9 protein-coding genes, 1 tRNA gene and 1 pseudogene are annotated in these 11,790 nt (G+C 39.4%); 1 reads left to right on the top strand and 10 read right to left on the bottom strand.

Annotation, left to right across the window (positions count from 1 at the left end; all coding sequences use genetic code 11):
* Nucleotides 1-33: 33 nt before the first annotated feature.
* Nucleotides 34-107: transfer RNA gene (locus HMPREF9072_RS01765), tRNA-Ala, on the top strand.
* Between the two features lie 373 nt (nucleotides 108-480).
* Here the strand turns inward: HMPREF9072_RS01765 and nqrF are convergent.
* The 10 genes and pseudogenes from nqrF to lon all read right to left on the bottom strand — a co-directional run bounded on the left by nqrF (nucleotide 481) and on the right by lon (nucleotide 11,502).
* Nucleotides 481-1,794, bottom strand: coding sequence for an NADH:ubiquinone reductase (Na(+)-transporting) subunit F (gene nqrF, locus HMPREF9072_RS01755; RefSeq protein ID WP_009410222.1), 1,314 nt, complete (start codon nucleotides 1,792-1,794; stop codon nucleotides 481-483).
* Complete coding sequence (nqrE, locus tag HMPREF9072_RS01750; RefSeq protein WP_009410221.1) at nucleotides 1,778-2,521, bottom strand: NADH:ubiquinone reductase (Na(+)-transporting) subunit E; 744 nt, start codon at nucleotides 2,519-2,521, stop codon at nucleotides 1,778-1,780. The genes nqrF and nqrE overlap by 17 nt, the downstream gene beginning before the upstream one ends.
* A 20-nt stretch (nucleotides 2,522-2,541) precedes the next feature.
* Nucleotides 2,542-3,189: an NADH:ubiquinone reductase (Na(+)-transporting) subunit D gene (locus tag HMPREF9072_RS01745; protein ID WP_009410220.1), complete on the bottom strand. Its 648-nt coding sequence runs from the start codon at nucleotides 3,187-3,189 to the stop codon at nucleotides 2,542-2,544.
* Between the two features lie 6 nt (nucleotides 3,190-3,195).
* Nucleotides 3,196-3,933: a Na(+)-translocating NADH-quinone reductase subunit C gene (locus HMPREF9072_RS01740; protein WP_009410219.1), complete on the bottom strand. Its 738-nt coding sequence runs from the start codon at nucleotides 3,931-3,933 to the stop codon at nucleotides 3,196-3,198.
* Between the two features lie 3 nt (nucleotides 3,934-3,936).
* Complete coding sequence (locus HMPREF9072_RS01735; RefSeq protein WP_009410218.1) at nucleotides 3,937-5,166, bottom strand: NADH:ubiquinone reductase (Na(+)-transporting) subunit B; 1,230 nt, start codon at nucleotides 5,164-5,166, stop codon at nucleotides 3,937-3,939.
* Complete coding sequence (locus tag HMPREF9072_RS01730; RefSeq protein ID WP_009410217.1) at nucleotides 5,163-5,687, bottom strand: ClbS/DfsB family four-helix bundle protein; 525 nt, start codon at nucleotides 5,685-5,687, stop codon at nucleotides 5,163-5,165. The genes HMPREF9072_RS01735 and HMPREF9072_RS01730 overlap by 4 nt, the downstream gene beginning before the upstream one ends.
* A 5-nt stretch (nucleotides 5,688-5,692) precedes the next feature.
* A pseudogene (locus HMPREF9072_RS12625) lies at nucleotides 5,693-6,568 on the bottom strand (hypothetical protein).
* A gap of 40 nt (nucleotides 6,569-6,608) precedes the next feature.
* On the bottom strand, nucleotides 6,609-7,964 hold the full coding sequence (locus HMPREF9072_RS01720) for a Na(+)-translocating NADH-quinone reductase subunit A (protein WP_009410214.1): 1,356 nt from the start codon (nucleotides 7,962-7,964) through the stop codon (nucleotides 6,609-6,611).
* 375 nt (nucleotides 7,965-8,339) lie between these two features.
* Entirely contained in the window at nucleotides 8,340-9,011 is a 672-nt protein-coding gene (gene folE / locus HMPREF9072_RS01715) for a GTP cyclohydrolase I FolE (RefSeq protein WP_009410213.1), read from the bottom strand.
* Between the two features lie 37 nt (nucleotides 9,012-9,048).
* A complete protein-coding gene (lon, locus tag HMPREF9072_RS01710; RefSeq protein ID WP_051032646.1) occupies nucleotides 9,049-11,502 on the bottom strand; it encodes an endopeptidase La in 2,454 nt (817 codons plus the stop codon).
* Between the last annotated feature and the right edge of the window lie 288 nt (nucleotides 11,503-11,790).

The following is an 11,790-nucleotide window of genomic DNA, read 5'->3' as shown; positions in this document are numbered from 1 at the left end:
TAGAAAAAATATTTTACCTTTGCGCTTGCAAACGGGGATGTAGCTCAGTTGGCTAGAGCGTTTGGCTGGCAGCCAAAAGGTCGTGGGTTCGAGCCCCATCTTCTCCACAAGCAAAAAAGATGATTAAAAGTTCTACTTTTAATCATCTTTTCTTTGTTTATTCTTCTTCTGTCTGCGAAGCTCACTCTGTTTATCTTTCATCATTCGTTCGTCATTCCTTCGTTCTTTGTTCATTTGCCCGTGCGGCTCGCACCGTCTTTTGTTCGTCTTTTGTTCGTCATTTGTTCGTCTTTTGTTCGTCTTTTGTTCGTCTGCCCGTGCGGCTCGCACCGTCTTTCATATAAGTTTTCTATAAGCTAAGCATACCTTATTCTGGCATTATTGACATTATCGACGTTATTAGTTTTTTCTCTCATTCCATTATCAATAAAAAAATCCGACTTATCACTAAGTCGGATTTTTGTATAATGTAGGTAGTGATTAACCACCAAAGTCGTCGAAACGAATGTTTTCATCAGGCATACCAAAGTCTTGTCCCATTTTCTGAACGGCTTTGTTCATCATTGGAGGACCGCAGAAGTACAATTCTATATCTTCTGGAGCTTCGTGTTTGCTCAAATACTGTTCAATTACAGCGTTGTGAACAAATCCTAAGAAGCCATCGCCTTCAGGATCATTAATATCTTTCTTCACTTTCCAGTTGTCTTCAGGTAGTGGTTCAGAAAGTACAATAAAGAATCTAAAGTTAGGAAACTCGCGCTCTAATTCACGGAAATGTTCTACATAGAACAACTCGCGTTTTGAACGACCTCCGTACCAATAAGTAACTTTCCTATTAGTTTTTAAGGTTTTAAAAAGGTGATACAAGTGCGAACGCATAGGCGCCATACCAGCTCCTCCTCCTACATATAACATCTCAGCGTTAGAATCATTGATGAAGAACTCACCATAAGGCCCTGAGATGGTTACCTTGTCACCTGGTTTACGTGAGAAGATATAAGAAGAAGCTACCCCAGGATTTACGTCCATCCATCCTCCTTTAGCTCTATCAAAAGGAGGCGTAGCGATACGCACGTTCAACATTATACGGCGTCCCTCTGCTGGATAGGAAGCCATAGAGTAAGCACGCTCTGCCGGTTCCGGATTCTTCATTACAAGAGGCCATAATTTAAACTTATCCCACTCCATTCTGAACTTATCAGGCTCTCCTGGGTGTTCTTTAGGGTGTGCAGTGATGTCAATATCGGAATATTTCACTTCACAAGCAGGAATTTCAATCTGAATGTATCCTCCTGGTTTGTAGTCCATATCTTCTGGGAGTTCTACCACAAACTCTTTAATAAACGAAGCCACATTATAGTTGCTCACTACAGTAGCTTCCCATTTCTTGATACCAAACACTTGTTCTGGTACGCCTATTTGCATATCTTGTTTTACTTTCACTTGGCAAGCTAAACGCATACCTTCTTTGAGTTCCTTCTTTGTAAAGTGAGGCGTTTCTGTAGGAAGAGCCTCTCCTCCTCCCTCATACACGTGGCATTTACATTGTAAGCAAGACCCCTTACCACCACAAGCTGATGGCAAGAAAATCTTCTCGTTACCCAAAGTAGAAAGCAATGAACCGCCGATAGGCACTTCAATTACTTTGTCTTTATTAATTGTAATTTTCACAGGTCCCGATGGGGTTAGTTTCTGTTTTACGTAAAGCAAAATAGCTACTAACAGCAGGATTATTACCAATAATCCTATTACCGTTACCGTAATAGTTGTTAATATTTCACTTGCTAATATCATTGCTTAAATCTTTTGTGTTATGAGCTAATTTATCAGTTTTAACTTCTTGTTGGATAGTAGTCTCTTGTTTAGGAGCTTCTTTAGCTTCCTTTTTGCTGCTACCACCTGTAAGCATACCACCAAAACTCATAAAGCCGATAGCCATAAGCCCTGTAGTGATAAAGGTGATACCCAAGCCACGCAAGGGTGCAGGTACGTGTGAATAACGTATTTTCTCACGGATAGCTGCCAACGCTAAGATAGCGATAGCCCATCCCAATCCTGAACTGAACCCGTAGGCTACTGAAAGACCAAAAGAGTGAATAGTTTCCTCACGTGATTGCATAAAGAGTGACCCTCCCAAGATAGCACAGTTTACGGCTATCAAAGGCAAGAAAATACCCAACGAGTTATATAACGATGGAGAAAACTTCTCTACAATAATCTCTACCAACTGCACCATCGTAGCTACAGTGGCAATGAATAAGATATAGGTAAGAAAGCTCAAATCATAATTAGCATACTCTGGACCTAACCAAGCTAAAGCACCTTCTTTGAGGATATACTGGTTCAACAAGTAGTTCATAGGTACGGTAAGAGTCTGTACAAAAATAACAGCAGCTCCTAAGCCTATGGCAGTAGATACTTTTTTAGATACAGCCAAGTACGAACACATACCTAAGAAGGTAGCGAAAATCATATTCTCTACGAATACCGATTTAAAAATCAGTGTTAAATATTCTAACATTTTCTTTTCTTTTTAAATGATTAATGACTGTCTTCTATCAAGGCTTTATTACGTGAACGTTGTACCCACACTACTATACCGTAAGTTACTAATGCCATAGGCGCTAACAACATAAAACCGTTGTTTTCATAGCCCCAAGCATATACACCTGTTTTCTTAATAGGGTCTCCTAATACTTGGAAACCGAGCAAAGTGCCTGAACCTAATAGTTCACGGAAGAAGGCGACGATAAGCAAAGCGATAGAATAACCACCTGCATTACCAATAGCATCTAAGAACGATTTTCCTGGAGGATTTCCTAAGGCAAACGCCTCAAAGCGTCCCATCAAAATACAGTTAGTGATGATAAGCCCTACATATACCGATAGCTGTTTGCTAAGGTCGTACACATAGGCTTTCAGCACAAAGTCCACCACGATTACCAAAGCAGCTGCTACAATTAGCTGGGCAATGATACGGATTTTAGGTGGTATTACATTTCTAAGTAAAGAAATGGTTACGTTACCCATTACAAGTACAAAGGTAAAGGAAAGACTCATTACAATAGCGGCTCTCAATTGCGCTGTAATCGCTAAAGCTGAACAAATTCCTAATACTTGTACCGTTACGGGGTTGTTATCCCATAGAGGGTCGGTTACTAATTTTGTATCTTTTTTTGATAGTCCCATAGTCTCTTATTTGTTTAAACTTTTAATATAGGATATATAAGGCTCTATGCCATCGCGTATCATTGCTTGCACTCCATTACCAGTAAGGGTAGCTCCTGCAATAGCATCTATTTTCCCATCTTCTTTACGTTTGTTTTCAGGGTCACCATTGCTTTTTGAAATTTGAATGCTTTGGAAGTTACCAGCAGCATCCAATAAATGTTCCCCGATAAAGTCGTCCATAAAGAAACGTTCTTTGATATTAGCTCCCAAACCAGCAGTTTCTCCCTTGTGGTCAAAGAAAACGCCACGTACGATAAGGTCTTTATCTACGGCTATATATCCCCAAATAGCATCCCACAAACCACGTCCGTTTACGGGAATGATGTAGAGGGTAGTTCCATCTTTTTCACCTACATAAAGAGGCAAACCTTCGCGATGACCGTTAAAGTTGATAAGGTCGTTAGCACCTTCTACTTTTTCAGCGGTTTTCCCTTTGATAAGGTATTGTTCTTTCACATAGTTAGGGAACTCTTTTTCAGCATCAGTTGTAGAAAGAAACTCTACTTTACCACCTCCGAGCTCACCTTGGTTGTGATTTACACCCATAGCGTAGAGAATGTTTTGTTTCTTTTCTAACTTTTTATTGTTACTGATATCGCTGCTCAATGCTGACGAAATACCAGCGAGCAAAGCTCCTACGATTACCACCATTATAATGGCGAAAATCACTGTATACGAATTACTTTCTGTTTTTACTGCCATAATTTATGCGGTTTTAGTAACTGTTTTTAAACGTTTTTTACGACGAGATACATTAGCTTGTACTACAAAATGGTCGATAGTAGGAGCCAATACGTTCATTAATAGGATAGCAAGCATTACCCCTTCAGGATAAGCAGGGTTGAAGCAACGGATAGCAATAGCAATGAAACCAGCTAAGAAGCCATAGATATACTTACCAGTATTCGTTTGTGCTGCTGTAACTGGGTCGGTAGCCATAAATACAGCTCCGAAAGCCAAACCTCCAATGAGCAAGTGTTGATAAGCTGGTACACTCCAAATAGTGTAGAACTGAGTACCTACCATACTTGGTGCTAAAGCATTGAAGATAGCGCCCATTACCCAAGCTCCTATAAACATACTAACCATCACACGCCAAGAAGCAATTTTAGTATAGATGAGGAATAAACCTGCTAAGAGGATAATGATAGTAGAAGTTTCACCTACTGAACCTGGGATAAACCCGAAAAGAAGGTCAGAATCGGTGTAGTGAATAGGGTGTCCTTGTGCCAAGTTACCCAAGATGGTTTCGCCTGAAACCGCATCTAAGTTTGCTCCAGCAGCAATTTCTTTAGAACGATCTAATACACCTGTTACCCATACTTTATCCCCTGTCATTGAAGTAGGATAAGCAAAGAATAAGAAGGCGCGAATAGTAAGCGCAGGGTTTAAGATATTCATACCTGTACCCCCGAATACCTCTTTACCGATGATTACTCCAAAGGCTACTGCTACAGCAAGCATCCAAAGTGGAATATCTACTGGAACGATAAGTGGCACCAACATACCGGTTACCAAGTATCCTTCCTCTACTTCGTGACCACGAATGGTAGCAAAGATAAACTCAATGCCCAACCCTACTACGTACGACACTACTACAAGAGGAAGTACTTTTATAAAACCAATACTAAAATTTGTCCAATTCCAAAAATCTCCACTACAAAAAGCTAAGCCTTCAGCGGGGTGCGTTAAGTGACCGAAAGCCACTTCGTGCTGGTAACCTATATTGAAAATACCAAAAATCAAACAAGGAATTAGTGCCAAAACCACCATATTCATTGTTCGTTTTAGGTCGTCAGCAGCCTTAATGTGGGTACCTCCGTGGGTTACCTCATTAGGCGTATAGAGGAATGTGTGGAGGGCGTTGAAAGTCGTCTCCATCTTCGTTCCTTTATACTTTTCTTTTAATGTATTTAATTTACTTTTTAAACTCATTTTCTTGATGATAAGTAATTATTCTTTTTTATTGATTTACGAATTAGTTTTAAAGCCCAATCGTAATGACTTGATGTTGCCGAAACTAAATAAGAACCTAACGAAGTTGTCTTCGTCCAAGGATATCTTTTCTTTGTAAAAAGTTCCTCATCAGTATGACTTTCTATAATATGAAAAACCTTACTATGTGAATCTTTAAACAGAGAAAACATTTTAGAAAACGGTACTTTTTGGCAACTCTTCCATATCTCTCGATTTAATTTAGGAGTGTCTTTCATAGTATAACCCTCTTTGGGTATTTTAGGTTTACCTCCTTTCATTCCTTCCTCATACCAAGATAAAAAAAGCAAATGCCAATGATATAAATGCCCGAGTACATCTCGGAGATTTCGATTCATTGTTCCCTTAGGAAACTCCTTTTCTCGTTTGTCTTCGGGAATAGTATCAATCAAAGAAATCAATTCATTGTAATTTCTTTCTGCTGATACTACAAGCCCTAATTTAGATTGCGGACGTGCCATAATGTTTAGATTTTACTTTTCAATAAGTCATAAACAGTTTTATCAATACTGAGATATTTTATAAAATCTTCGGTATCAAACTCTATCTTATCTTTCTTATTCTTTTTTGCTGTAGCCTTAGAAACTGAAAGATAATACTCATTAGCCGAGGTATATAAGGTAAAAACACTATGGTTAGTTCCTTTATCACCTCTTTGAATAACTGTAAAAAGTTGTTCCCAATTACCTTGTTCAGCTTGTTGTTTAAAGTCACTTACATTTTCTATATAAGAAAAAGCAGGTAATTCTTCTTCTTTAAACCACTCATCTGCAAGCTCGTTAAAAGGCTCTTTAGCTCTACCTACAGAGGCAACTATTCCCATAATCACAATTACTAAGAATTCAATTACCCAAATAATGGTAAGGAAAACTCCACTCACAGTATTCCCCTTTATAGCCCACGTCCCTTCTTCATTGATAAGTCCTATCAATCCAAAAAGGTCTGACGGATGCCCTAATAAGTATAGCAATTGTTCAATTTGCACATTACTTACAGCTACACCTATTTACTTATTACCATACACTTCACTTGTATTGATAGCCAAATCAGCCCATACTACCCATTGCAGATAATAAGCAACAAGTGATGCTATGAGAGCAAACAAAATAGCTAAGCCATAATTACGTACTTTACCCAATCTAACTACTAAATAACCAACAGTAATGGCTATAGCAAAACCAAAACCAAATGTTACTAAGAAGTTAAGATATATAATTGGGATATACCATATTAAGTACGCATAGATGGTTGCTAATATAGGCAATGCTACTGTACATACTAATATGAAATACACAAATGATATAGGTGAAAACTTCCCTGAAGGTTTGTAATAATTAGACATATTTCAATTATTTAAAACTGTTTACTTACTTTTATATGAATCAACCTAATTCCGCCATCATTAAATCAAGTCCATCTCTGATAATTTGCTGATGTGGTTGTTTAGATACACATACAAATTCAGTAAGTGCAAAATCTTCTGGTGCTACTTCGTAAGCTCCTAAGTTTTCCAACTCGTCCAAATCCTTATACAAGCAGGCTTTGAGCAGTTGCATCGGATAAATATCCAACGGGAAAACCTTTTCGTACATACCTGTTACCACAAAAGCGCGTTGTTCACCATTGGTATTGGTATTGAGGTCGTACTTTTTCTTAGGGTTCAACCACGAGAAAGTAAGCGAACGTGTAAGCGAAATCTTGTTGGCTACTGGTTTTGCCCAACCGAACAAATCATAATCATTTCCTTCGGGAATTGCTGTAATTTGGTCGTCGTAAAAACCTAAGAAGCCTGTTTCACTCACCTTAGTACCAGTAAGCACATCACCGCTAATAATACGGGTTGCAGCCACGTCTTTTACCTGGCTACCCACGATGCCACTGATTTGAGCTCCAGCAAGGGCTGTAACATAGTGAGGTTTCTCAATGCGCGAACCTGTAAGAGCTACTGTACGAGTGAGGTTCACTTTACCTGTTAAGAAGAGTTCTCCTATCACCACCAAATCTTGAGGCGTCACCACCCATACCACTTCACCTTTGTTTATCGGACTGATTTGGGCAATTTGTGTACTGACGTTCCCTGCTGGGTGAGGTCCTGACACATTGTGCACCACTATGCCCTTAAGGTTGCGGAAAGGTGACAACGAGCTGTCTTTGAAAACAGACACGTGTACTTTCCCTGTGGTGAGTTTAGCTAAGGCGGTAAGAGCGGTTTGCAGAACTTGCTCTTTTCCTTTGAGCACATAGTCGTAATCGGGAGCGAGCGGATTGGTTTTGCAAGCCGACACAAAGATAGCCTTAGGCTTCCCGTCGGGATTGGCAATCACGTCATAAGGGCGTTGTTTGATAAAAGGCCAGCAACCTGCTGAAAGAAGGTGTGCCTTAATATCTTCACCCTGCATCTCTTCTACGTCTTTCTTCCCATAGTCTTTGAAGGTTTGTTCTTGACTGGGCGCAATGTGTATTTCCAACACTCTACGACGCTCACCTCGTACAATCTCCTTGATGGTACCACTTACCGGAGAAGGGAACAAAACACGCTCATCACTCTTTGAAAAGAATAGTGCTTCACCTGCTTTCACTTCATTACCCTCACGCAATAAAAGCTTAGGAATAACACCGTGAAAATCATTGGGTTTAATACCATACAAAGAGGCAAGCGGAAGCTGTTGTGTAGTTTTATCAGCTTCGCCTTCCAAGTGTATGTCTAACCCTTTTCGAATGCGGATGTCGTTTGACATATAAATAATATTAGTTAGTTTTATTAAATTAGGTGCAAATATACAAATTTATTTTTGATTTAAAATAATCTACTCCTTTTTTTAGCTCAATATATGAAATTTACTTATAATTTCTTCCTATTTCACAGCTAAAAAATAGCTCCCTATTTCATCTATAAACTTTTAAAATTCAATATTTAAACTACTATTCTTTACCTTTCTCTCTCCTAAAATCTTTATTCATAAAAAATACCCCTAAAAGTATCTAAACTTTTAGGGGTATTTTATTCTTTTAATTAACATCTGCTCAATATAACAAATATTATTTTCTATTGCCTGCCGTGCTACAGCGTTCTGAGGCACAACATCATCTCCTTACATCAAACTTACATTAGTTTAATGGAATCTCGTGTCTAATTTTATATATTCTAAGAACTCCTTTCTTACCTCAGGGTCTTTGAATTTACCACCAAACTCAGCAGTAACCGTACTGCTATCAATATCTTCTATACCGCGAGAGTTCACACATAGGTGTTTGGCATCTATAATACAAGCCACATCTTCGGTACCGAGAGCGCGTTGCATCTCTTGTACTATTTGCATCGTAAGGCGTTCCTGCACTTGCGGACGTTTTGCATAGTACTCTACAATACGATTCATCTTCGAAAGCCCTAACACTTTACCGTTAGAAATATAGCCTACGTGAGCACGCCCTACAATAGGTAACAAGTGGTGTTCACAAGTGGAATACACTACAATATTCTTCTCTACCAACATCTCACCATAATGGTAAGAGTTCTCAAAAGTAGACATCGAAGGTTTGCGCTCTGGTAATAAGCCTCCAAAAATCTCTTTTACAAACATCTTAGCTACACGTCTGGGAGTGCCTTTCAAACTATCATCGGTTAAATCCATTCCCAAAGTATGCAAAATAGCACGTACGTGAGTTTCTATTTCTGCTATCTTTTCGGTTTCACTCATCTGAAAAGCATCTGCTCTAAGTGGTGTAACTGCCGAAGTTGCTATATGGTTATCTCCTAATATATCTTCTTCTTGATTTTTATTCATTGTTCTTTATCTTATGAAAGTGCAAAAGTACTAATTATTACTCAAAGGTTAAAACTTTTTTGTGTTTTACATCTTGATTGGTAATTGCCAAACGTATCACTTCTTCCATATCCGTTACATAATGAAAAGTAAGTCCTTTAAGGTATTCTTGTTTGATTTCCAAGATATCTTTCTCGTTGTCTTTGCACAAAATATATTCTTTAATACCTGCGCGTTTCCCTGCCAAAATCTTCTCTTTAAGTCCACCTACCGGTAGTACCTTTCCACGCAAAGTAATCTCTCCGGTCATTGCCAAGTGTTTTTTCACTCTCTTTTGAGTAAAGAGCGACATTAGTGAGGTAAGCATCGCAATACCCGCACTCGGACCATCTTTAGGGGTTGCCCCTTCGGGTACGTGTATATGCACATCGTAACTATCAAAGAGTTTCACATTGAGGTTATAGCGCTCAGCATTGGCTTTTAGGTATTCCAAAGCAATAGTAGCCGATTCTTTCATCACCTGACCTAAATTACCCGTGATATTAAGCACCCCCTTACCTTTCGATAAGGCAGATTCTATAAACAGAATATCTCCTCCTACACTCGTCCACGCCAATCCAGTAACTACGCCAGCTACCTCGTTATCTTCGTATTTATCGCGTTCTAAGCGGGCAGGTCCCAATATTTTTTCTATGGTCTCTATGGTAAGTTTAGGGTCATAGGCTTCTTCCATTGCTAAGTTTTTAGCTCCGTAGCGCACTACTTTCGCTATTTCTTTTTCCAAAGCGCGTACCCCCGATTCGCGAGTATAACCTTCCACAATACGTTCTATTTCCTTTTTGCCTAATTGCAAGTCAGTAGTTTTCATACCGTGTTCTTTGAGTTGCTTAGGTAATAAGTGGCGTTTAGCTATCTCGGTCTTTTCCTCTATGGTATAACCCGTTACGTTGATGAGTTCCATACGGTCTAGCAAAGCAGGCTGTATGGTCGAAAGGTCGTTCGCAGTAGCGATGAACATCACCTTAGAAAGGTCGTAACCCATCTCGAGGAAGTTGTCGTAAAACTCTTTATTTTGCTCAGGGTCGAGCACTTCTAGCATAGCCGAAGAAGGATCGCCTTGGTAACTATTGTTTCCTAATTTATCTATCTCATCTAATACAAATACAGGGTTGGAAGTCTTAGCTTTTTTAAGCTGTTGCAAAATACGCCCCGGCATTGCCCCAATATAGGTTTTGCGGTGACCGCGTATCTCAGCCTCATCGTGCAAACCTCCTAACGACATACGCACGTACTCACGGCTCAAAGCTTTGGCAATAGAGCGTCCTAAGGAGGTCTTCCCTACCCCAGGAGGTCCATAGAAGCACAAGATAGGTGATTTCATATCATTACGGAGTTTAAGCACCGCCAAATACTCTATGATACGGCGTTTCACCTCTTCTAATCCGTAGTGTTCCTTATCAAGAATTTTCTGAGCGCGTTTTAGGTCAAAGTTGTCTTTAGAATACTCATTCCAAGGCAATTCCAATAATACTTCTAAGTAATTACGCTGAATGCCATAATCTGGACTATTAGGATTGGTACGTTGCAATTTGCTCAGTTCCTTTTCAAAAAGCTCTTTTATCTTGTCGTCCCACTTCTTGGTTTTAGCTTTCTTTTTCAGCTCTTCCATCTCTTGCTCGTACGACACGCCTCCTAATTCTTCCTGAATGGTGCGCATCTGCTGGTGCAAGAAGTATTCACGCTGTTGCTGGTCGATATCAATACGCGTTTTCGACTGTACTTCGTTACGCAAGGTAAGGCGTTGCAAGTCGATATTCAAATATTTTAAGATAGCCGTAGCGCGCTCTTTTAGTTCGTCAATTTCCAATACGCCTTGCTTTTCCAAAACGGTAGCATTCATATTGGACGATATAAAGTTAATAAGGAACGATGTGCTCTCTATATTCCTAATAGCAAAAGCCGCTTCCGAAGGGATATTCGGATTTTCTTGTACAATCTTGATAGAGAGGTCTTTCACAGCTTCAATAGTCGCTTCAAACTCCTTATCGTTCGCTTCGGGTTTCACATCCGGCATCTCTTTTATCATCGCTTTGATGTACGGCTTTTCTTCTACAATACTCTCTATCTCGAAGCGCTTTTTACCTTGAATGATAATAGTTACATTGCCGTCAGGCATTTTCAATACTCTGAGAATACGGGCTACCGTACCAAAACGGAAAAGGTCTTTGCCCTCGGGTATTTCGGTCTTCTCGTCTAATTGAGCTACAACACCAATAGTCTTAGTAGTAGCATATGCCTCGTTGATAAGGTGAATAGACGCATCTCTCCCCGCACTGATAGGCACTACTACTCCTGGAAATAGCACAGTGTTTTTCAAGGGAAGAATAGGTAACACGTGTGGTATGCGTTCGCGTTCTATCTCTTCTTCATCTTCCAAAGTAAGAAGCGGAATGAACTCTGTATCTTCGTCTATATGTTCAGCCAAAAGGCTGTCAAAATTTCCTATATTCATATTTAGATCGTTACTATATGCCATTTTGTCAGTAGCCACTTATCTATATAAATATTCTCATTATATCTATACAGTTTAAAATCAATTTCTTATATACTACAAAATGTACACTGCTTCCTATGTATTACAATAGGTGTGCCATAAAAATTACCTCTTTCTTACTTTCTTCTTTACTCCGTCTTTACCGTCACACTCCCCCTAGTACCTATGGCCTAAGGCCTAGTACCTCTTCCTCTTTCTTTCGCCTCGAAACTCCGTTTTTAACATTTTTAGCCTTGTTGTATGATA

The sequence above is a fragment of the Capnocytophaga sp. oral taxon 324 str. F0483 genome, from assembly GCF_000318315.2.
GTDB classification, from domain to species: Bacteria; Bacteroidota; Bacteroidia; order Flavobacteriales; family Flavobacteriaceae; genus Capnocytophaga; species Capnocytophaga ochracea.
The sequence above is the reverse complement of the archived record's forward strand: the minus strand, read 5'-3'. Positions and strand labels throughout refer to the sequence as shown.